Origin of the sequence: Streptomyces sp. NPDC101234, from assembly GCF_044767525.1 — a bacterium.
Lineage (GTDB): Bacteria > Actinomycetota > Actinomycetes > Streptomycetales > Streptomycetaceae > Streptomyces > Streptomyces sasae.
Genome location: NZ_JBIWOA010000044.1, coordinates 60,951 through 81,521, shown reverse-complemented (window position 1 = coordinate 81,521; position 20,571 = coordinate 60,951). Strand labels below are relative to the sequence as shown.

Annotated in this window: 17 protein-coding genes and 2 pseudogenes; 12 read left to right on the top strand and 7 right to left on the bottom strand. The window is 70.2% G+C overall.

Annotated elements, in window-relative coordinates:
* Positions 1–243: 243 nt before the first annotated feature.
* Both ACIRR9_RS47680 and ACIRR9_RS47675 read left to right on the top strand, forming a co-directional pair.
* Positions 244–1,902 (top strand): annotated as a pseudogene (locus ACIRR9_RS47680) (SpoIIE family protein phosphatase); the annotation flags it as partial.
* A 47-nt stretch (positions 1,903–1,949) separates the two neighbouring features.
* The gene (locus ACIRR9_RS47675; RefSeq protein ID WP_403765688.1) at positions 1,950–3,032 is read left to right on the top strand and encodes a sugar ABC transporter substrate-binding protein; all 1,083 of its coding nucleotides are present in this window, start codon (positions 1,950–1,952) and stop codon (positions 3,030–3,032) included.
* Between the two features lie 151 nt (positions 3,033–3,183).
* Here ACIRR9_RS47675 and ACIRR9_RS47670 read toward each other — a convergent pair.
* Positions 3,184–3,368: pseudogene (locus ACIRR9_RS47670) on the bottom strand (IS5/IS1182 family transposase); the annotation flags it as partial.
* Between the two features lie 225 nt (positions 3,369–3,593).
* Here ACIRR9_RS47670 and ACIRR9_RS47665 point away from each other — a divergent pair.
* Positions 3,594–4,211 (top strand): TetR/AcrR family transcriptional regulator, encoded by a 618-nt coding sequence (locus ACIRR9_RS47665; RefSeq protein ID WP_403765685.1) that lies wholly within the window; start codon positions 3,594–3,596, stop codon positions 4,209–4,211.
* 816 nt (positions 4,212–5,027) lie between these two features.
* Here ACIRR9_RS47665 and ACIRR9_RS47660 read toward each other — a convergent pair.
* Entirely contained in the window at positions 5,028–5,891 is an 864-nt protein-coding gene (locus ACIRR9_RS47660; RefSeq protein ID WP_403765682.1) for an oxidoreductase, read from the bottom strand.
* 149 nt (positions 5,892–6,040) lie between these two features.
* On the opposite strand from ACIRR9_RS47660, the gene ACIRR9_RS47655 reads away from it, so the two are divergent.
* The 5 genes from ACIRR9_RS47655 (at position 6,041) to ACIRR9_RS47635 (ending at position 10,689) form a co-directional block, all read left to right on the top strand.
* On the top strand, positions 6,041–6,946 hold the full coding sequence (locus ACIRR9_RS47655) for an NADP-dependent oxidoreductase (RefSeq protein WP_403765679.1): 906 nt from the start codon (positions 6,041–6,043) through the stop codon (positions 6,944–6,946).
* An 81-nt stretch (positions 6,947–7,027) separates the two neighbouring features.
* A complete protein-coding gene (locus ACIRR9_RS47650) occupies positions 7,028–7,498 on the top strand; it encodes a hypothetical protein (RefSeq protein WP_403765676.1) in 471 nt (156 codons plus the stop codon).
* A gap of 328 nt (positions 7,499–7,826) precedes the next feature.
* Positions 7,827–8,363 carry an MBL fold metallo-hydrolase gene (locus tag ACIRR9_RS47645; RefSeq protein ID WP_403765673.1) on the top strand — a complete coding sequence of 179 codons (537 nt, stop codon included), beginning with the start codon at positions 7,827–7,829 and terminating at the stop codon, positions 8,361–8,363.
* A 397-nt stretch (positions 8,364–8,760) separates the two neighbouring features.
* Positions 8,761–9,747, top strand: a complete 987-nt coding sequence (locus tag ACIRR9_RS47640) for an aldo/keto reductase (protein WP_403765670.1) — start codon at positions 8,761–8,763, stop codon at positions 9,745–9,747.
* A gap of 183 nt (positions 9,748–9,930) precedes the next feature.
* Positions 9,931–10,689, top strand: a complete 759-nt coding sequence (locus ACIRR9_RS47635) for an SDR family oxidoreductase (RefSeq protein WP_403765667.1) — start codon at positions 9,931–9,933, stop codon at positions 10,687–10,689.
* Between the two features lie 1,317 nt (positions 10,690–12,006).
* Here the strand turns inward: ACIRR9_RS47635 and ACIRR9_RS47630 are convergent.
* Positions 12,007–12,267, bottom strand: a complete 261-nt coding sequence (locus tag ACIRR9_RS47630) for a CbrC family protein (RefSeq protein WP_403765664.1) — start codon at positions 12,265–12,267, stop codon at positions 12,007–12,009.
* 233 nt (positions 12,268–12,500) lie between these two features.
* Here ACIRR9_RS47630 and ACIRR9_RS47625 point away from each other — a divergent pair, with 233 nt between their 5' ends.
* Entirely contained in the window at positions 12,501–13,370 is an 870-nt protein-coding gene (locus tag ACIRR9_RS47625) for a universal stress protein (protein ID WP_403765661.1), read from the top strand.
* 103 nt (positions 13,371–13,473) lie between these two features.
* Entirely contained in the window at positions 13,474–15,003 is a 1,530-nt protein-coding gene (locus tag ACIRR9_RS47620; protein WP_403765726.1) for an AAA family ATPase, read from the top strand.
* Positions 15,004–15,229: 226 nt separating this feature from the next.
* Here the strand turns inward: ACIRR9_RS47620 and ACIRR9_RS47615 are convergent, their stop codons facing one another.
* Together ACIRR9_RS47615 and ACIRR9_RS47610 are read right to left on the bottom strand one after the other, a co-directional pair.
* The gene (locus ACIRR9_RS47615) at positions 15,230–15,514 is read right to left on the bottom strand and encodes a hypothetical protein (RefSeq protein WP_403765658.1); all 285 of its coding nucleotides are present in this window, start codon (positions 15,512–15,514) and stop codon (positions 15,230–15,232) included.
* A gap of 517 nt (positions 15,515–16,031) precedes the next feature.
* Positions 16,032–16,913, bottom strand: a complete 882-nt coding sequence (locus ACIRR9_RS47610) for a universal stress protein (protein WP_403765655.1) — start codon at positions 16,911–16,913, stop codon at positions 16,032–16,034.
* A gap of 177 nt (positions 16,914–17,090) precedes the next feature.
* Here ACIRR9_RS47610 and ACIRR9_RS47605 point away from each other — a divergent pair, with 177 nt between their 5' ends.
* On the top strand, positions 17,091–17,768 hold the full coding sequence (locus ACIRR9_RS47605; protein ID WP_403765652.1) for a CBS domain-containing protein: 678 nt from the start codon (positions 17,091–17,093) through the stop codon (positions 17,766–17,768).
* Positions 17,769–18,040: 272 nt separating this feature from the next.
* The gene (locus ACIRR9_RS47600) at positions 18,041–18,715 is read left to right on the top strand and encodes a CBS domain-containing protein (protein WP_403765649.1); all 675 of its coding nucleotides are present in this window, start codon (positions 18,041–18,043) and stop codon (positions 18,713–18,715) included.
* 59 nt (positions 18,716–18,774) lie between these two features.
* Here the strand turns inward: ACIRR9_RS47600 and ACIRR9_RS47595 are convergent, their stop codons facing one another.
* A complete protein-coding gene (locus tag ACIRR9_RS47595) occupies positions 18,775–19,050 on the bottom strand; it encodes an acyl carrier protein (protein ID WP_403765646.1) in 276 nt (91 codons plus the stop codon).
* A 5-nt stretch (positions 19,051–19,055) separates the two neighbouring features.
* Positions 19,056–20,570: a dihydrolipoamide acetyltransferase family protein gene (locus ACIRR9_RS47590; RefSeq protein WP_403765643.1), complete on the bottom strand. Its 1,515-nt coding sequence runs from the start codon at positions 20,568–20,570 to the stop codon at positions 19,056–19,058.
* Between the last annotated feature and the right edge of the window lies 1 nt (position 20,571).

The following is a 20,571-nucleotide window of genomic DNA, read 5'->3' as shown; positions in this document are numbered from 1 at the left end:
CGCGGTGCAGCGGCGTGGCCCACCGGGGCGGGGCGGGGTCTCGTCCCGTACCCGCCCGGACCGGGTGAAAGCGGCAAAACGACCTCCTCGCCAGTGTGACACCGGCCATCGCGAACTGTGAACTCGGTGCCGCGCAGCCCGAGGTGAAGTCAATCTGTCCTGTTCATCCCTCTATATGATTCTGGTAGGGGGGCCAACGGCGGCCGGTCGGCACCCCGGCACGGACGGGAGGTGGGTGCGGACATGCCTCACAACGGCAGTGCCCAGGCCGGAGTTTCGCGGCCGGGGACAGCCGAGGCGGGCGTCGCGGACACCGGTTCACGACCGGGGCCGGAGACCCCGGTGAGCGTCCGCGCCCTGACGTTCGCCGGAACGGCGCCGGCAGTGCTCTATGCGCCCGGCGCAGGATCTGACGACCTTCGGTCGGAGGACGCGGCCGGATGCGTACCTGCCGAGTACGGACTGCCGGAGCGCTTGGTCCTGTCCGGCGGCTCGCCAGCGGCCCACGCCTTCCGTGCGCCCCACCCCTTGCGGCCGACCCCCTTGGCACTCGCCTCCTACCCTGAGGGCTGTCCCGCGCCGCTGCGAGTCTGGGCATCGCTCGGCGCGTTGCTCCTCGGCGCCAACGGCAGACGGCTCGGCTGCCTGATCGTCGCGGGCGCCGGTGAGAACGGCTTCGAAGCCGATCAGCAGCACTTCCTGGAGCGCTGTGCCGACGCGGTCGCCGACGTGCTGGAGGCCGGGGCCGAGGCAGGGGTGCCGTCGGCGCCCTTGAGTTCGACGCTGTGCGAACCGGTCCGGATCGGGCCGGACGACTTCGACGGCAAGGCGGACTCCCTGCTCGCGCACGTACTGCCGGAAGACTTGCACGCGCTGATGTCGGTGCTGGATCCGTCCGTCCAGACGGCCGGCCGACGGGAACCGGACTTCCGCGTCCGATGCCCCGCCGGTGAGATGAGCCGGCTGAGTCCGAGGTGCCGGGTGGCGGCAGGTGCCGACGGCCGGCCGGATCAGGTGCTGGGCGTGGTGACAGCGACCTCGGTCCTGCACCGGGGCGCCGATCGAGTGGCCCTCGCCGAGCCGCGGCACGAGCGGCTCCAGGTCACCCTGCTCGCCCCGCCGCAGTCTGCTGCCCGGCCGCAGGCATGGCGTCTCCAGTCGCCTTGGGGGTGGCCCGACGCACCCTTCAGCGCCCTGCCGGCCCTGCAGATGACACTGGGAGACGGTCGTATGGACCTGTGGCCGACAGGAACCGCCTTCGAATCGGGACTCGACGGCATCGGCCCCGGAGGCCTTGCGGTTCTGTCGCTGCCCGCCGGGGGCCAGGCCGCCGGCCCGCTGCCGCGACGTCTGCCCGAGATTCCCGGCGGGATCGCCGTCGCCCGCTACCTGTCCGCCCGGCGAGGACTGCAGGTGGGCGGCGACTGGTACGACGTGATCGCTCTTTCCGAGGACCGGGTGGCGCTGGTCATCGGCGACGTGCAGGGGCACAGCGCCGCAGCCGCGGCGATCATTGGCCAGATGCGTACCGCCGTCAGGGCGTACGTGGTGGAGGGCCACCCGCCCGACGTGGTCGTCTCGCACGCCAACCGCCTTCTCGTCGGCATGGAGACGGATCTCTTCGCCACCTGCTGCTACGCAGGACTGGACATGGACGAGGGCGACGTCCTGTTCGTCCGGGCCGGGCACGTCGCACCGCTGCTGCGTCATCCCGACGGCAGCACCGATGAGGTCCGGGTCGAGGGCGGCCTTCCGCTGGGTATTTGCACGGAGGCGGACCTCCCCGTGACCGCGGTGGCACCGGCGACCGGAACGATGCTCGCCCTACTCGCCGATGGGCTGATCGAGGCCGCCGACCTGTCCCTGGACGAGGGCATGCGCCGCACGCGCGCCACCCTCGCCACCGGACGCGAGGACGGTGACCGATCATGACGTACCGTAGTCGAAGCGTGGCGTCCCGTACGCGGTATGTCATCGCCGCGCTTGTCGCGGGCCTGCTGACCATGCCCTCGGCCGCCTGCACAGGAGGGGGAAAGGCCACCACGGACAGCTTCACCGTCGGCCTGCTGCTGCCGAGCCGGGTGGTGCCACGCTGGGAGAACTCCGACAAGCCGCTGATCGAGCAACGGGTGAAACAGCTCTGCCCACACTGCAGCGTCACCTATGCCAACGCCGACGACGACTCGGCGGCCCAGCGGCAGCAGTTGACCGCCATGATCACCAAGGGGGTCAGGGTCCTCATCCTCGGCGCCACAGACAACAGGGCGCAGCGCTCTTCCGTCCAGGAGGCGTACAACGCGGGCGTCCCCGTCATCGCCTACGACAGGCTCGCCGACGGTCCGATCTCGGGCTACGTCAGCTTCGACGGCGTACAGGTCGGCACGCTGCAGGGCCAGGCCCTCCTCGAGGCCATGCACGCCCCGACCAAGGACCGGACCATCGTCATGATGAACGGCGACCCGACCAGCCCCAACGCCGCGTGGTACAGGAGGGGTGCGCTGTCCGTCCTGCGGGGCAAGGTGAGGATCGGCCGTTCCTACGACACCCCGGGCTGGAGCACGGACAACGCGAACGCCAACATGTCCGCCGCCATCTCGGCCCTGGGCCCGGACCGGATCGACGGCGTCCTGGCCGCCAACGACTCCATGGCCGCAGGCGTCATCTCCGCACTCAAGAGCGCCCACGTCAGGCGCCTTCCACCGGTCACCGGCCAGGACGCCGACCTCGACGCGGTGCAACGCATCATCAACGGCGAGCAGTCCATGACGGTATACAAGTCCTTCCGCGCGGAAGCCGAAGCAGCCGCTGCCATGGCCGTCGCCCTGGGCCGCGGCGAGAAGCTGCACACCATCGCCACGACGACGACCGACAGCCCCACCACCCACCACATCCCGTCCGTGCTCCTCACCCCGGTCACCGTGACAACCGCCAACATCAAGCAGACCCTCGTCAAGGACGGCGTGTACACCATCGCCCAGATCTGCACACCACAGCTGCGGGCCGCTTGCGCTAGGGCAGGGTTGACTCCGTAGACGGGTGTGTCAATTTGACGGCTGATCGAGGTTGCTGGGACTCTCCCAGGTTTTCAGGCGTTGAAACGAGACGCCCTCCTCGCGTATCAGGACCCGCAGGCCCTCGTGAGCTCTTCTGCTCATGCCGCGAGGGCGAGGCCACAGTGGGCGTGACCTGTGTGTTCGCCGAGAGCCGGTAGTCGTGGCTGGAGGCCGCCACGCTCCGGTCCCGCACCGGGATCAGAGTGCCGTCCACGATCCACGACCGCTCCGCGGTCCCCGCCGGGTGGTCGACGCGTTCGATCGCGAGCAGGGGATCCAGCTGCTGAACGCGACCCGGCAGACCGTGGAGGGGGAGTCCCTTGATTCCACAGAACACGTACTACGCGGAGTCGAGCTTGTCAGGCGTGCCGGGGGTTCAGGCGCAAGATCTGGCTGGCACGGGCGGATCAAGGTTTGCTGGTGCAATATCCAGACCGTGTGAGCGCCTTTTTCATTTGTCACGTTGCATCGTTGTCGGCACTTAACACTTTCGGCCTTCCGCCTGTCACACAATGTGTATGTTTTGGATAGAGTGGATGTATGTCCTCGATGCCCGTGCACCGCCGCCAGCCGACTCTGAGCAACCCGCGTGTCCAGCGCACTCGTGCCCGCATCATGGCCATCGCGCGGGAGCTGTTGCGCGAGGTCGGACCGACGGGGTTGAGCTACGCGATGCTGGCGGAGCGGGCCGAGGTCACCCGTCAGACGGTTTACCGGCACTGGCCCAGTCGTGCCGCTCTGCTTCTCGATCTCATCCTCGAAGGACCGGACCTCGGTGACTACCCCGAGCCGGGCAGTGATGTGCGCGCCGTGGCCACCGCCTGGCTCATAAGTCTGCGCAACGGCACCAGCGACCCCGCCACCCGGTCCGCTGTCCTCGCGGTCACGGCCCACGCCGACCACGACTCCGACAGCGCCCAGGCCCTCGCCCGTCTCATCCAGGACCGGCGCGCGGCCCTGAACATGCTGTTGGAACCCTCGGGCGTCCACATCGACGACGACGAATTCACCATGCTCTACGGGCCCGTCCTGGCCCGGCTCCTCGTCGACCGCGGCGAGGTCACCGACACCTTCGTCAACGTTGTCGTCACTCAGTGGCTCGCCACTTTGGAACGGGCAGGGACCGTTTCCCAGCCGTGCGCCCCCGCCGGGACCTGAGCTCAGGCGCACGCGCCCACTACCAGGCCACCCCCGGCGCCTCCCGGTGTCACGGAGCAACAACGAAGCGGCAAGCTCTACCGGTGCAGCCGCTCCCACTTCGTACAGGGCGTCCAGCCCCTGCGGGTACCTCGCTCTCCTCGGCTGAATGGCATTGCCGGCGCGGGCGGCATCCGCGACAGGTGCGCGGATGCCGGGCCCGTCTTATGGGGTGTCGCCGTGGAGGGCGGTGATGAACTCGGCCAGGACTGCACCCCGGGGGCGAGGGCGTACAGGCCGCAGTCGGCGTAACCGTGGTTGATCTCGCCTTCGGCAGATCTGGCGGGGTTGGGTTCGGTCAGAACGGGACGGAGTCCTTCATCAGGCGCGCCAGGATCGCGTCGAACACTTCATCGGTCACGAGGAAGGCGATGTGGCCACCTGGGTGAACCGCCCCCAGTCGACGGGGCGGGGGCAGCCGTCAGGCCGGCCAGGAACGCGGCGGACTGCCGCCGGTCGCGGGAATGGACGATGATGTGGTTCAACTCGTTGGCCATGTCGGCTCCTTGGGCAGGTGCGGGGCCCGCTGTGGCGCGGTGGGATCACGGGCCCACATCAGCGATTCGACGAGCCTGAAGGCGCGGTGCCTCCGGCTCGGGCCATGGATCTGCGCTGCGGACGGGGCTTGCCCCGATGGCCCGGTGCTCCTGCCCGACGGCTCATGGCCGGCTCGGAAGGTGCGGCTTCCGCGGGATGTCCGCTGCCGGTCCTTCGCTGCCGCGTGCGGCTCCTTCCTCATGCCCGCCTCGCAGGCCTGGTCGCATCGGGCCGGGCCGGTCAGCCGGCGATGCCGTCCAGGTCGGCGACCGCGTCGTCCGGCAGGGCCAGGCTGGTGGCGCTGATGTTGTCCTGCAGGTGCTCCGGGGAGGAGGTGCCGGGGATGAGAGCGATGTTGGGTGACCGTCGCAGCAGCCAGGCCAGTGCCACCTTCTGGGGTGAGGTCTCCAGACGGGCGGCGACCTTGGCCAGTGTCTCGGACTGCAGCGGGGAGAAGCCCCCGAGGGGGAAGTAGGGCACGAAGGCGATGTTCTCGGCCGCCGTGCGCTCCATGAGGGCGTCGTCCTGCCGGTTGGCCAGGTTGTACAGGTTCTGCACGCTGACGACGGGCGCGATCGCCAGAGCCTCGTCCAGCTGCGCCGGGGTGACCGTGCTGAGCCCCAAGTGCCGGATCAGTCCCTGCTCGCGCAGCTCGGCCAGCGCGCCGAACTGGTCGGCCAGCGAGTCGCCGTTCGGGGCGTCCGCGGTACCCAGCCGCAGGTTCACGACGTCCAGGGCTTCCAGGCCGAGGTTGCGCAGGTTGTCGTAGACCTGTGCCTTCAGGTCCTCGGGGTGACGGGACAGCATCCAGCTGCCGTCGGCTGCGCGGCGGGCGCCGACCTTGGTGACGATGTGCAGCTCTTCGGGGTAGGGATGCAGGGCCTCCCGGATGAGCTCGTTGACGACCACGGGCCCGTAGTAGTCGGAGGTGTCGATGTGGGTGATGCCGGCCTCCACCACCGCGCGGAGCACCGCGAGCGCCCGGGCGCGGTCCTTCGGGGGGCCGAAGACGCCGGGTCCGGCCAGCTGCATGGCGCCGTAACCCACGCGGGTCAGGGTCAGGCCGTCGGCCGGAGTGATGGTGCCGCCGAGCTGTGCATTCATTTCGTACCTCTCAGGTTGTCCGGGCCACCGTCGTCGGGCCGTGGCCTCGCTTGGTAATCATACATACTGTGTGATACACCGAAGGTAATCACACGCACTGAATGATTCAGTGGTGGGGATTGCCTACCCCTCGTTTCCAGGAGCTTTAGATGTCTGCTGCGATCACCTACTCCCAGTACGGCGCGCCCGATGTGCTGACCCTGTCCGACGTCCCCACGCCGCAGCCCGGTCCGGGCCAGGTCCGCGTCCGGGTCCGCGCCGTCGCCGTCAACCCCATCGACCTCAGGGTCCGTTCCGGCGGGATGGCGGGGGTCTTCCCGGTCCGGTTCCCGGTGATCCCCGGCCAGGACGTCGCCGGCGTGGTCGACGAGGCGGGCGAGGGATCGGGCTTCTCGCGCGGTGACGAGGTCTTCGGATCGGTTCACGGCGGCGGCTACAGCGAGTACGTCCTGCTGGACCAGCCGTTCGCCAAGCCGAGGGACCTGTCCTTCGAGGACACGGCGGCCCTGATCACGGTCGGTGAGACCGCCTACCGGGCTCTCGAACACCTCGCCGTCGCGCCCGGGCAGACCCTGCTGGTCCACGCCGCGGGCGGCGCTGTCGGCGCCGTCGCGGTGCAGCTGGCCGTCGCCCGCGGCATCACGGTGGTCGGCACCGCCGGCGACCACGACCTCGACCGGGTCCACAGCCTCGGGGCCACGGCCGTCCGCTACGGCGAAGGCTGGGCCGAGCGGGTCCGGGCCGCCGTACCGGAGGTGGACCACGTGCTCGACACCGCAGGCGTCGGTGTCCTCGCCGACTCCGTCGCCCTCACCGGCGATGCCGCGCGCGTCGTCACCATCGCCGACATGACCTTCGCCGAGCACGGAGTGCTCTTCACCGGACTCGACCCGGCCGACCGGTTCCCGCAGGCCCTGCCCCTGCTCGCCGACCTCGTGGCCGGCGGCCGGCTCTCGGTGCCGGTGTGGCGCACCTTCCCCCTCGGCGAGGCCGCCAAGGCCCACGCCGAGATCGAGGCCGGCCACAACCGGGGCAAGGTCGTCCTCCTCCCCTGACCGGCGGCGTCCCCCACCGGCGCGACGGCTGCCCGGTGAGGGCCCGCAGCCCCTTCGGCACCACAAGAAAGCGAACCGAACATGAGCACCCAGACCGCAATACCCGACGCCGACCTCGTCAGGATCGTCCAGGCGTACTACGACGCCGTCGACTCCAGGGACGCCGCCCGCGTGGCCGGCACCTACCTCGACGTACCGACCACGACCCTGCAGTTCAACGCCGACGAACCCATCATGACCGCCGAGGCCGTCAGGGAGTTCACGGCCGGGTTCTTCCGCATCACGTCCGTCAGGCACACGATGATCGAGATCTGGACCAGCCCGCTCATGGGTGATGTCGTACCGGTCGACCTGCCGCCTGAGCGGTCCCCCTCGACCATGACCGTGGTCTCCACCGCCCTGCCGACCTTCTCCGTCGACACGAGGTCGGGCGTGAACCGTCTCGCGCTGCCGGCGACCTCGATCTTCACCGTCGACGTCGCATCGGGGAAGTTCGTCTCGGTCCACAACATGTTCGACATCGCCAAGGTCTACGCCGCCCTCGTCGGCTGACCGGACACGGACGCCCACACGCAGGCCGCGAGTACGGGGAGCGGTCCCGGACAGGACGGGCTCGGTGCGGCATTCGCCCGAGCTCGCACAACGCAGCCGGACCCCGCGCTCAGGTCCCGCGCCCGACCAGAGGCGTACGGCCGTCGGCGCGGGACCGACGGCGCGCGACCGACGGCGCCACATTCGGCCGACACCCGACCGGACCGAACCGGAGGTACCCGAAATGCTCAAGAAGATCCGTGAGGACCTGTGGGAGACCCGGGGCGAATCCCCGTTCCCGGGACTGACCACACACGCATACCTGTGGACCCCCCGGTCCGGAGGCAACGTGCTGTTCTACTCGACCGTCACCGATACCGACTTCGATGAGATCGAGCGTCGCGGCGGCATCGCGCACCAGTATCTGAGCCATCACGACGAGGCCGGGCCGATGGTCCGCGAGATCGCCGACCGGTTCGGCGCCCAACTGCACGCCGGACGCGGCGACGCCAAGCGGATCGCGAAAGTCCTCGACGGCGGCATCTGGCTGGACCACCGGCAGGTGGACGACAACGGTGTAGAGGTCATTCCCACGCCCGGCCACACCCCCGGCAGCACCTGCTATCTGGTGAACGGCGTGACCGGCGAACGCTACCTGTTCACCGGCGACACCATCTACACCGAGCGCGACGGCTCATGGGCTGCCGGAAATCTGTCGTTCAGCAACCGGAAAGCCCTGGCGAGCAGCCTGGAACTGATCGCCTCCCTGCGGCCGGACGTGGTGGCATCCAGCGCCGCTCCGGGCGGTGTCGGAGTGCACGACCTGCAGGGCGTCGACGACTGGGCGGGCAAGGTACGTGAAGCGCTCGCCCCTCTCAGCCGCTGACCGACCGGAGGACGTGTCACTGGTCGTCGATGTCCCGTCGGGCATCGACGACCGGCAGCAACTCGCGTGGGTGGGACCAGACGGTGTGGGGACATCCGCGAGGCGCTCCAGGACCATGACGAACGCTGACCTGTGCCGGGCACCAGAAGGGAAGGGCCAACCGAGGTGGTGCGCGTCGTGTGACGGAACTGTGGAACCTGGCGAAGGGCCTGCCGGCGCCCGCAACAGAGGCAGGGCCCGCCCCAGGACTGCGAGCCTCGGTTTCGCTGACGACGCCAGCGGAGGCGGGTGGCAGCTCCGCCGGCGAGCGAACGCCCCGGTGGCGTCGCCCGCGTCGACGACGGCTTCACCGCCTCTGAACTTGGCCGCCCCGTACTCACTACGCGAGGAGACTGAAATGCATACGCGCACCCTGGGCCAGGGCCTCGAAGTCTCAGCCATCGGGCTTGGCGCCATGGGCATGTCCCAGTCCTACGGTCCCAACCCGGGCGACCGGCAGGACATGGTCGCTGTCCTGCGGCGCGCCCTGGAACACGGCGTCACGTTCTTCGACACCGCCGAGGTCTACGGCCCCTGCGCCAACGAGGAACTGGTGGGCGAGGCCCTCGCGCCCGTGCGCGACCAGGCGGTGATCGCCACCAAATTCGGCTCGCGTATCGAAGACGGGCAGACCACCGGCCTCGACAGCCGCCCGGAACAGATCCGGCGCGTGGCCGACGCCTCCCTGCGCCGCCTGCGCACCGACAGGATCGACCTGTTCTATCAGCACCGCGTGGACCCCCAAGTACCGATCGAGGAGGTCGCAGGCACCGTCGGCGACCTCATCAAGGCCGGCAAGGTGCGCCACTTCGGGCTGTCCGAGGCGTCGCCCTCCACCATCCGCCGCGCCCACGCGGTCCACCCCGTGACCGCCGTGCAGAGCGAATACTCCCTGTGGACCCGCGACCCCGAGCCCGAGGTACTGCCCGCGATGGCCGGACTCGGCATCGGATTCGTGCCCTTCAGCCCGCTGGGCAAGGGCTTCCTCACCGGTACGGCCGACGCGGCAACCACCTTCGCAGAAGGGGACATCCGCGCCACGATCCCATGCTTCACCAGCGACAATCTCACAGCGAACCAGGCACTGGCCGACCAGGTCATCCCGCTCGCCCGGAGCAAGAACGCCACCCCCGGCCAGGTGGCCCTGGCCTGGCTGCTCTTCCAGCGCCCCTGGATCGTCCCCATACCCGGCACGCGCCGTATCGAGCGGGTGGAGGAGAACACAGCAGCGACCCAGGTTGCGCTCTCCGCTGATGAGGTAGCCGACCTCAATGCCGTGGCAGCGCGCATCGGCGTGCACGGAGACCGGTACGACGAACGGCACATGGGCTTCGTCAACGGGTGATCCCGTAAGACAGTCAGTGCCGGACGCCGGACGCCGAACGGCACCGAAGGGCACCCTTGACGGGCCGTCCCGGCTCACTCGGGCCCCGGCGCTCACCGAACTTCCCGGCTCACCCAAGAACCGCCATCACCGACAGCTTCCCGACAGAGCAACGACACCGCTCTCAGTCGACACGGAGGAGACATGCAGGCAACGACCAAGCCGACGGCCCTTGTGACCGGCGGCAGCCGAGGAATCGGCGCAGCAACTTCACGGGAACTCGCAGCCCGCGGGTACCGCGTGGCCGTCAACTACTTCTCGGACCGCCGCGCTGCCGACCGGGTCGTCAAGGACATCGAGGCCGACGGCGGCGAAGCCTTCGCCGTGCAGGCCGATGTACACGATCCCGGCCAGGCGGCGGAACTGCTGCAGCGTGCCGCAGCCGACGGGCGCCTGGACGTTCTTGTCTGCAATGCCGGCGCCCGCTTCACACCCACCCCTGTACAGACTCTTGCCTGGGACGACTTCAAAGCGAAGGTGACGGACGAACTCGCCTCCGTCTATACCCTCACCCAGCGGGCTCTGACGATCATGGGCGCCCAGGGGCATGGCCGGATCGTGTACGTGTCCAGCGCCGTGGCCGACGGTCCGCCGGCCCCCGGCATGGCTGCCCATGGCACTGCCAAGTCCGCCCTGAACACCTTCGCCCGCTTCGTCGCCTACGAGGCCGGCCCGCTCGGTATCAACGTCAACGTCGTAGCACCCGGCTTCGTCCGCACCGAGCGCAGTGCCCAGATGCCGGAGCACTTCAAGCGGCGTCTGGTGGAGCACACCCCCCTGGGGCGGGTCGCCGAACCGGAGGACGTGGCCCGGTCGATCGCGATGCTCGTCGGTGAGGAAGCCGGCTTCATCACCGGCGCAATCGTCACCGTCGACGGCGGCCACGGCGTGGCACGACCATAGAGGGGGAGGTTTCGACTCGTTGTGTGAGCACACGCGACGTGGAAGCCGCCCCGGGTCTCCCGGTGGGCGTCGGGTGCGCTCGGTGTCGGCGACGAGGAGAGCGCCCAGCGTCTGCAGACGTGGCTGAACACCGGGACGACGTGGGTGAGCCGACTGCTGCAGCAAGCGGTGTACAGGCTGCTGAGTGATCCGCAGGTGCACGACCTGACCGCTCAGGCGCGAGATGCCTACAGAGGACTTCGCCGCGCACTTCCACGGCGACCGGCTCGGCCAGCTGCTCGGGCAGTCCCGCTCTGGTGCCGATGCCGACGTCCAGCTGGGCCAAGACCGGGCTGGTGGCGTGCTCCAGTGCGGCGAGCAGACGGATCTTACGGCCGTCCGCTTTTGCCGCGCCACGCAGGCTCTTGCCGTCCACCGCGAGTCCGCGCAGCCCGGTCGCCTTCGGGTGACGGTCGGCAAGCCAGCGTCCGACCGCCCGGTCCAGCGCGTCGCCGTCGATGCGGGCCAGCGGTCGGCGGACCGTGGTCTCGGCGGGCAGGACCCGCCTGGGCAGAAGCGGATCGGGGTCCGCACCGACCTGTTCCAGCACACCCGGGGGCATCGGCGATCCATTCGCCGACCGCCAGCAGTGAGGTCGCTCCGGCCGGCACCGCGCGCGGTGATTTCCGGCTGCGAGTTCCTCAGTGCATTCGAGCGAGCACTTCGTCGGTCGACAGCAACTCGTGGGCGAAGAAACGGTAGTTGATGATCGCCGCCTGATAGCCGTCGCCCCAGACCGGGTGTCGGGGCCCAGCGGTTGCGTTCCTTACTACGGCGACCTCAAATCCCTCCAGCTCGGGAGCCCCTTCACCGCAGCCCGGCCTGAGTGGCTGTTGTCGTACCGATCTTGCCGGGTGCGAGTTCGAGTGCGGTGACTCGGCTGCGTGATCTTTTAGTTCCGGCGTGCAAGAAGGCCGGGCCTCCTGCTGAAGGTGAGGCGACGGACGGCAACCGTCGGACTTCCGCGTCAGGCGGAGAGGCGGGGCGGGCGTCGAGTTCGGCGGCACGCACCCGCAGGTCGCTCAGGGCTGTTTGGGCGAGGGGCGGGAACGCTTCGTCGTCTTCCGCCTGCATCCAGCGCTCGACGGCGATGGCGAAGGCGAGCATCGCCAATTGCGCGCCCAGTCGGGCGGTCAGATCGTCCGTGCCTCGTTCACGCAGGGCGGCGCTGATGGAGGCAGCGATCCGGGCACCCTCTTCCTGGACTCAAGATCCAGTGTCGAGGTGTCCACGATCAAGGTGGAGGGCCCGAGGCCGACACACCCGACCTCGTGGATCTCACACGAGCCGAAGCGGGGACGCGTCGTGCCAACCGCTCATCCGAAGGTCGAGTCGAAGCCGGTCGAGTGTCTCGGGGTGGGTTGCCGGTCCGGTATATCCGACCTTGCCGATGAAGGCGGCCGCGTCGTTGCAGTGGACAATCCAGTGCGGATCCTGCGAGGCGTGGAAGCCGGGGGTGCGGCGGGTGGCCTGTTCCAGGGTCTCCTCGCTGACGCCGTCGAGTCCGTACAGTTTCAGGTCCCGATGGGCGTCCCGCACGGTGGTGGCCTCGTCCGCCCGACGCCGACCAGCAGGGGAATCGGCACCGCCCTGCCTCCTTTCGTACGGCATTCCACGCCCTGAAGCCCCTCCTCCGCGTGCGGTGTCAAGGAGATCGGGGGGATCCTCGAATGGGAGGACCACGCTCGGCATGCAGGCGACGCCCGGACCATCCGCTCGAACGGACCTGTTCACCGTCGTTCCCAGCTTCTTACGAGACGGAGGCCGCCGCTATGCAACCAGTCGTCATCGTGGGCCTCGACGGCTCGCCCGAGAGCCTCGCCGCTGCCCGCTGGGCCGCCGACGAGGCAGAGAAGCGCAAGCTCACCCTGCGCCTGCTGCACGCGTGGCCGATGCTGGCCCCCGAACCGGCCCGCGTTCCCGCCGAGGCCGACCAGAACTACTGGGCGAGGCGTCTCGTCCACACCGCGCGGGCGGAGCTCCAAGCCCTTCACCCAGGACTGTCCGTCGTCGGGAGCCTGGTCGCCGACGATGCTCAGAATGCCCTCTTGCGAGCGGCGTCGGAGTCGGAGATGACGGTGCTCGGTTCGCGAGGTCTGGAGTCCGTGGAGAGCTACTTCCTGGGTGATGTCAGCATGCCCGTCGTGGCACGGGCCGAGCGGCCGGTGGTGCTGGTCCGCGCCGGGAGACGGGAGGAGGGGCCGCCCTCAGCCGTCCCGGGCCGCGTGGTCGTGGCTCTGAAGCTGCACGGATCCTGCGACCACCTGCTCGATTTCGCCTTCCATACCGCTGCGGCCAGGGGCGTTCCTCTTGTGGCCATCCACGGCCGAAGTGTTCCGCTCCATGCCCGTGTGCCCTGGGGTGTGGATCACGACATCGCCGAAGAGATGACGCGGGACGTGCAGAAGCAGTTGAGCAAGGCGCTCCATCCCTGGCGCGAGAAGTACCCGCGGGTGGAGGTGGCCGACGGCATCGGTCTCGAAAGCCCGGCCAAGGCCGTCGTGCAAGCGGCCGAAGGCGCCGTGCTGCTGGTCGTCGGCCGACGCGAACACCGTCATGGTCTGGCGCCCCACCTGGGTCCGGTGGCGCAGGCCGCCATTCATCACGGGCGCTGCCCCGTCGCGGTCGTTCCTCATGGCTGAGCCGGGTCCCGGCAGGGAGCAGGTGCTGTCGGCGCCACAGCCGGATGTGTCCGTGTTCCGGTCCGGTGCCCGGCACAAGGGCGAGCCACCGCCGCGCGCCGGGGTGTGCGAGACCCACACCGCGACGCTGTTCTTCGTCGGCGACCGGGTCTACAAACTCAAGAAGCCGGTCGATCTGGGATTCCTGGACTACACCACGGTCGCGGCGCGCCGGGCCGCGTGCGAGCGCGAAGTCGCCCTCAATCACAGGTTCTCCCCCGACGTCTACGTGGGTGTGGGCGAGTTCCGCGGCCCCGATACGGAGGCGTCCGAACCACTCGTGGTGATGCGCCGCATGCCGGAGGACCGCCGCCTCTCCCACCTCGTACGGGAAGGGGCCGTCGTGGACGACGTCCTGCGGACCGTGGCCCGCCACCTGGCCGCGTGGCACGCGACCGCACCCCGCGGCCCCGACGTGGACGAACAGGGCACGCGGGACGCGCTGTCAGCACGGTGGGAGGCAAGCTTCGCGCAGGTCCGCGCGTTGGCTGCCGATGTGCCCGGGCCCGAGGCCGAGCGGCTGGTACGCCGCTACCTCGCCGGTCGCAGGCGGCTGTTCGACACCCGTATCGAGCAGGGGCGGGTGGTCGACGGCCACGGAGACCTGCTCGCCGAGGACATCTTCTGCCTCGACGACGGACCCCGCGTCCTGGACTGCCTGGAGTTCGACGACCGTCTCCGCCGTCTCGACGGCCTGGACGACGCCGCCTTCCTCGCCATGGACCTCGAACGGCTCGGCGCCCCGCAGGACGCGGCGTACTTCATGACCCGGTACTGCGAGTACTCCGGAGACCCCGCGCCCCCTTCCCTGTGGCACCACTACGTCGCCTACCGTGCTTTCGTCCGCGCCAAGGTCTCCGTGATCCAGGCCCGTCAGGGCACGCCCGACGCTGAAGCGGCCGCGCGGAGGCTTGCCGCCATGGCACTGCGCCATCTGCGGACCTCCAGCGTCTGCCTGGTCCTCGTCGGCGGACTCCCGGGCAGCGGGAAGTCCACCCTCTCCGGAGCGCTGGCCGACCGGCTGGGCGTCACCCTGCTCAGCAGCGACCGTATCCGCAAGGAGCTGGCCGGCATCCCCGCCGAGCAGTCCGCGGCAGCCGGCTACGGCGAGGGGCTGTACACGCCCGAGTGGACGGCCAGAACCTACGCCGCCCTGCTCGACCGCGCAGCCGTCCTGCTGGCCATGGGCGAGTCCGTCGTGCTGGACGCCACCTGGTCCGATGCCGGGCAGCGGGAGGCGGCTGTGCGGATGGCCGAACGCGCCAGCGCCGACCTGGTGGCCCTGCACTGCCGCGTTCCGGACGATGTGTCGGCAGCCCGCCTGAGTACGCGCACGCCCGGTGTGTCCGACGCCGGTCCGGACATCGCCCGCGCCATGGCCGCCAGGGAAGCGGCGTGGCCCGAAGCCGTACCGGTCGACACCAGCGGTGCGCTGGAGCCCGCGGTCGAACGGTCGCTGACCGCCGTACGCCCGTGGGATATCGGCCGGGCCCCGGTCTTCCGCCGACACCACTCGGATCCGGCCCAGGAATGCACGGGCGGCCGTGCTGTCGTGGATCACGGCGGGGGAGACCGTGGAGAAGCGGGGGAGTGAATACCGTGCGAGCGCTGGTCCACCACGGCCGGGCACTCACCTCGTGGGACACCGTCCCGGCTCCTGTGACCAAGGAGCCGGCCGACGGGGGCTTACACATCGGCGCCACCACCGTCTGCGGCAGTCCCCGGAACCGGCAGGGCCGTCGGCGAGGACGTGAACCGCACCCCGTCCCGCTCATGAAGGGGCATCCGGGGAACGGGAGCACACCCGTTCTCGCCGGTGTTCAGAGACGGTCGTGCTGAAGGACGGCGGTGCCGCCGCCGGCCCGCACGGCCTCCACTACCTCCTGGTGCAGGCTTCGGCTGTCCTGCAGTGAAGGACACGGCACCGGACTGCCGGTGACGGTGAACCACTCGGAGGTGCCGCTGTACTGGATCTTCACATCCGCCTGCCTGCCGTCCCAGGTGGTGTGTACGGTCAGCTCCCCGGTGACGATCCCGGCCTCGCAGGTACGGACGCCCCCCTGCCCCGTGAACACGCCTGTTGTCGTCCACGATGTCTGGACCATGGCGCCTTCAGCCTTTCTCGTGAGTGCGGAGGTCGCGCCTTCTTCCGGCAGTCGGCCCCGCTTCCCGGTGCCGGCTCTCTGCGGGTCCGCGGTTGCGGCCCCAACGTCGCGCCCGGTTTCGCCTTCGACAAACCGCTTGTGACCGCGCGGACTCCGGACGGTGTTCTGTCGGCTTCCCGGTGGACGGCAGTGCTCCGTCCGAGGCATCCAGGCACTGGGGCGCCGACGTCTTCAATCGGGCCTTCTCGGCTCGCAGGAGCCGGCCCTCGAAACTGGGTGCACCTCCCGGACGTCCTCCTCGATGTCCTCCTCGTGGCCCGGTCCGGAGCGCCGTGGCTCGGCGCGGCTGGGGCCTACGGACATCATGCGTGTACGCCTCGCACGACGGCAGGGGCCGAACGGTCCTTCGCGGGACCGGTCGGTCCGGCCGGTGACAGCGGGAACCTCCCCCTTCTTGTCGAAAGCGTGTCGGCAGCCGCGCTGTCCGGGGCAAGCCGTGGCGACAGTCCCGTTCGCCTCAGCCCGGATGCGGGACGACGGCCACTGGGCACTGTGCGTGGTGCAGGAGGGTGTGGGCGACCCTGCCGAGCTGGAGCCCGAAGTGGCCCTGCCTGCGCCGGGCGCCGACGACGATCAGGTCGGCCCGGGCCGCCGCCTCCAACAGGACTCGGTGAGCGGGCCCCTCGACGACATGACGACGCACATCGACCCCGGTACGGTCCGGTACGGCCTCCCGCAGCGCGTCTCCGAGCGAGGCCGATGCCCGCTCCTCGCGCAGCCGGGCGGCATCGTCCGCGATCAACATGTGGTCCACCGGCTGCTGGGACGGAATCCGCCACGCCCGTACCGCCGTCAGGGCGCAGCCACGCGCCTCTGCCTCCCGCAGGGCGAACCGTACGGCCTCGGCCCCAGTCCCGTCGGCCGTGTCACCGACCGCCACCACGACGCTGCCGAAGGCCCCCTCGCGATTGTTCTCCGTGCCACGGACCACGACAACCGGGCACACGGCACGGGCTGCCACCGTGAGGCCGACGGACCCCAGCAGCATCCCGGCCACCTCACCACGTCCCCGGCAGCCCGTGACCAGAGCGAACGCCTCCGGTCCGGTCCGCAGCAGCGCCGACACGGCGTCCAAGGCCAGCACCTCCGCCGACACCTTGACCTCAGCGTCGCGCAGCCGGGCGCGCTCCGCGCAGGAGGCGATGATGTGCTCCGCCGTCACCTCCTCGGCCGGGCGGTCGGTGCCGAAGGACGGCCGGGCTCTCTCGTACTTCTCCCACAGGGAGGCGTGGACCATGTGCAGCGGGACCCCGTGCCGGGCCGCCTCGTCCACCGCCCAGTCGACCGCCATGAGACTGGAGTCCGACCCGTCCACGCCCACGACCAGAGGGAGTTCCATCGCCGTCACCGCCTTCTCCGTACGGCTGCCGAGCCCCCTGTGACTACCGTCGCACCGCCTGCGGCCCGCCGCGACACACCACCGGGCCTGCGGCCGGATTGCGGTGCGCCGGGGTGTGCCGATGCTGGTGCGTACGGCCGGGTGAACCGCTCCGGCACGCTGTCGAGGAGGCGGGACATGCCCGATACCCCGCACATCGTCGGCGATGTGATGACCGTGCCCGCTGTGGCCGTGGGGCGTGACACGCGGGTCAAGCGGATCGTACGGGTCATGGGGGAGCGGAGGGTGAGCGCCGTACCGGTGGTGAGCGGCGCAGGAAAGGTCGTCGGTGTGGTCTCCGAGGCCGACCTGCTGCCCAGGGAGGAGTTCCGGGGGCGCGAGCCCACCCGCTTCGAGCGGATCCGGCGCCGGTCCGACCTGGCGAAGGCCGCGGGAACGACGGCCGCCGAGCTGATGAGCACGCCCGCTGTCACGGTCCACCCGGACGTCACGCTCGCTCAGGCGGCCCGCCTCATGGCCGTGAATCACGTCAAGCGGCTGCCCGTCGTCGACGACGAGGAGCGGCTTCGGGGCGTCGTCAGCCGGGGCGACCTGCTGAAGGTCTTCCTGCGGTCGGACGAGGACATCGAGGAGGAGGTCCGCCGCACAGTGGTGTCCTACCTGTTCCCCACGTTCGCCCACGCCATCCACGTCTCCGTGCGGGACGGGGTCGTCGAGCTCCGCGGACCGGTCCACGACACCTCACTCATCTGGGTCGCCGAGCGCCTCGTCGGTACGGTGGAGGGCGTGGTGGGGGTCGAGTCCCGGCTCAGCGGTGAGGAGGCCGGCCCGGGCGGAACTCGAACCGCCCGGTGACACGCGGCTGGGACTCGCGCGACGGGCGGCGAGCACGGTCCAGCCCTGGCTCAGGGCCTCGTCGACCTCGTCGCCTCGAAGGAGGCCCTCCGTACCGGCGGCTCGCAGGGGGTGCCGTCCTCCTGGTGGAGTGTCGGTCGTCGAGGTGAGCTCGCATGATCGCCGCCCTCTGCGCAGAATGGTGCTGTACCGAACCTGTCACGCGGGACCCACCGCCGCACGGGCGAGAGTGTTGTGACCACGAGGCGGGTGGCCCGTATCCGGGAGGCACCATGCACCACCGAACGGTCGAGGAGCTCATGACCCGGCCCGTTGTCCAGGCACGGCGGGACACCCCGTTCAAGGAACTGGTCAGGCTGCTGGCGGACAACGACGTCACCGCCGTACCCGTGGTGGACGATCTGGGGCGCCCGATGGGGGTGGTGTCCGAGGCCGACCTGCTGCGCAAGAGCGCCGATCAGGCCGACCCGACGGGCAGGACTCCCGTCCCGCACCTGGAAGCCTGGGAACGGGCGAAGGCCGAGGGGTCCCGGGCCGAGGAGCTGATGTCGGCTCCCGCGGTGTGCGCGCGTCCGGAGTGGAGTGTGGTGGAGGCCGCCCGCCTGATGGAGACTCAGCACGTGAAGCGGCTGCCGGTGGTCGACGAGGCGGACCGGCTGCTGGGCATCGTCAGCCGTGGTGATCTGCTACGGGTCTTCCTGCGCGGCGATGGCGCCATCCGTGAGGAGATCACGAGGGAAGTGCTGCACCGCACGCTGGCACTCGAACCGGCGGACGTGGCGGTGGAGGTGCGTGAGGGACGGGTCGAACTCAGCGGCACCGTGGAGTACCGGAGTCTGATTCCCGTCGTCGAGCAGTTGTGCCGGGGCGTGGACGGCGTGGTCTCGGTCGCCGGGAACCTGGCCTGGCGGAGGGACGATGCCCGGCCCTCTGCCGCTGGCTCCTGAGTCCGCAGCAGCTGTCGGGAAGCCGTGCCGCGCGACGCGTGGCGTCCTGGTCAGGGGCCTCACGGCGCGGAACCGGTCGCGTCCCTGGACCTGCCGACCAGGAAGCGCGTTGCATCCGACAGGGTGGTGAGTTCCGGGTAGTCCTCCTCGTCGATACGGACTCCCGTGCGCTCGGACAGCAGCTCCACCAGACTGAGGAAGTCGAGCGAGTCGAGTTCGAGCACGTCACGGAACCTGTCGTCCGGCTGGACCAGGGTGAAGTCGGCGTCGGGAACGATCCGGGTGATCGACTCCTTGACCACCGCCGTGGCCTCCGCGTCGGTCAGGGGCTTCACAGGACTCACAACTCCTCCGGTTTCCGCAGCAGTCGGTCGACCGCCGTGAGATAGCGCGCTCCCACGGCGCCGTCCGTGGCCCGGTGGTCGGCAGCCAGGGTCGCCGTGACCACCGGGCGCACGCCGAGCATGCCCCCGGCCGCCCAGGGCCGTTCGACGACCGCGCCGAAGCCGACCAGGGCCACCTGGGGTGGATGGATGACGCCGTACACGCTCTCCACGCCCTGGTCGCCCAGGTTGGTGACCGTCAGGGTGGCGCCGGACGTCTCGCTGCCGCGCAGCCGTCCCCGGCGGGCGCGCTCGACGAGGTCCTTGAGGCGGTTCATGAGGGCGTCGGGTGACAGAGTGTCGGCGCCGTGGATCACCGGCGCCAGCAGCCCGCCCTGCCGGAGCGAGACCGCGACGCCCAGATTGACCTCGCAGGCGGGGACGAACCCGTTGTTCTGCCAGTAGCCGTTGAGGCTCGGTACCTCGCGCGCGGCCAGCGCGGCGGCCCTGAGCAGCAGGGCCGCGGACACGAGGCGGTCGGCGGGCGGACGGCCGCGGTTGACCCGGTGCAGCCAGTCCACGGCGGCCGTGAGGTCGATGCTCGTGGACAGGTAGTAGTGCGGGATCTCCCGTTTGGAGCGGCTCATGAGCTCGGCGATGGCCCGGCGCATGACGTCCGCACGCTGTTCCGGGCGGTCGGCGGCCGGCAGGGCCATGGGCGCTCGCCGTTCACCGTCCTGCGGGGGCCGTTTCCGCTCGCCTTCACCGGTGTGGGCGCGGACGTCGGCCGCCCGTACGGCCCCACCGTCCCCGCTACCCCGTACTTCCGTCAGGTCGACGTCGAGTTCGTGGGCGATCCGTCGTGCGTACGGTGTGGACCGCACCCGGGGCGCGTGGGGCGGCGGGGCGTGTTCCACGTCGGCGCGGGTGATCCGGCCGCCGGGTCCGGTGCCGTGCAGTGTCGTCAGGTCGACGCCCCGCAGCGCCGCCAGGTGCCTCACCAGCGGTCCGGCCCCGAGCGCCGAGGTGACCTCGGTGCACTTGGGCGGTGGGGGCTGCGAGGGTCCGGGCGTCGTGGGTGTGGGCTGCCTGGTCGGCTCCTTCCCGATGCGTACCGGCTCCCGGACCGGCTTTCGACGAGGTTTCGGGTGTTCGTGCGGTGCGGCGGCCGACTCCTGTCCGGCCGCCCGTACAGGCGTCGTACTCTGCACGGCTGGCTCGGCGACCGGGGTGCGGGCCGCCCCGGCCCTGCCGGTCGCCGAAGTTCCGGGGGAACCCGCCCGCGCTTCCGCCGCGGCCCTGCCCTCGATTTCCGCGAGAGGGGTCCCGACCGGCACCCGGGTGCCCGCCGGGACGAGGAGTCGTTCCACGGTCCCCGACTCGAAGCACTCGACCTCGATGGCCGCCTTGTCGGTCTCCACGACCGCCACGACATCGCCCTTGCGCACCTGGTCTCCGGGAGCCACGAGCCACTCCTGGAGCACTCCCTCGTCCATGTCCGCGCCGAGTGAGGGCATGGTGAACTCGCTCATG

What these genes read in the sequence shown, in the direction of transcription:
- ACIRR9_RS47615 (WP_403765658.1), bottom strand. Translation starts at nt 15,514, where the DNA reads ATGGTCCAGACATCGTGGACGACAACAGGCGTGTTCACGGGGCAGGGG.
- ACIRR9_RS47660 (WP_403765682.1), bottom strand. Translation starts at nt 5,891, where the DNA reads ATGAATGCACAGCTCGGCGGCACCATCACTCCGGCCGACGGCCTGACC.
- ACIRR9_RS47625 (WP_403765661.1), top strand. Translation starts at nt 12,501, where the DNA reads ATGCAACCAGTCGTCATCGTGGGCCTCGACGGCTCGCCCGAGAGCCTC.
- ACIRR9_RS47640 (WP_403765670.1), top strand. Translation starts at nt 8,761, where the DNA reads ATGCATACGCGCACCCTGGGCCAGGGCCTCGAAGTCTCAGCCATCGGG.
- ACIRR9_RS47650 (WP_403765676.1), top strand. Translation starts at nt 7,028, where the DNA reads ATGAGCACCCAGACCGCAATACCCGACGCCGACCTCGTCAGGATCGTC.
- ACIRR9_RS47665 (WP_403765685.1), top strand. Translation starts at nt 3,594, where the DNA reads ATGTCCTCGATGCCCGTGCACCGCCGCCAGCCGACTCTGAGCAACCCG.
- ACIRR9_RS47655 (WP_403765679.1), top strand. Translation starts at nt 6,041, where the DNA reads ATGTCTGCTGCGATCACCTACTCCCAGTACGGCGCGCCCGATGTGCTG.
- ACIRR9_RS47610 (WP_403765655.1), bottom strand. Translation starts at nt 16,913, where the DNA reads ATGGAACTCCCTCTGGTCGTGGGCGTGGACGGGTCGGACTCCAGTCTC.
- ACIRR9_RS47600 (WP_403765649.1), top strand. Translation starts at nt 18,041, where the DNA reads ATGCACCACCGAACGGTCGAGGAGCTCATGACCCGGCCCGTTGTCCAG.
- ACIRR9_RS47605 (WP_403765652.1), top strand. Translation starts at nt 17,091, where the DNA reads ATGCCCGATACCCCGCACATCGTCGGCGATGTGATGACCGTGCCCGCT.
- ACIRR9_RS47635 (WP_403765667.1), top strand. Translation starts at nt 9,931, where the DNA reads ATGCAGGCAACGACCAAGCCGACGGCCCTTGTGACCGGCGGCAGCCGA.
- ACIRR9_RS47590 (WP_403765643.1), bottom strand. Translation starts at nt 20,570, where the DNA reads ATGAGCGAGTTCACCATGCCCTCACTCGGCGCGGACATGGACGAGGGA.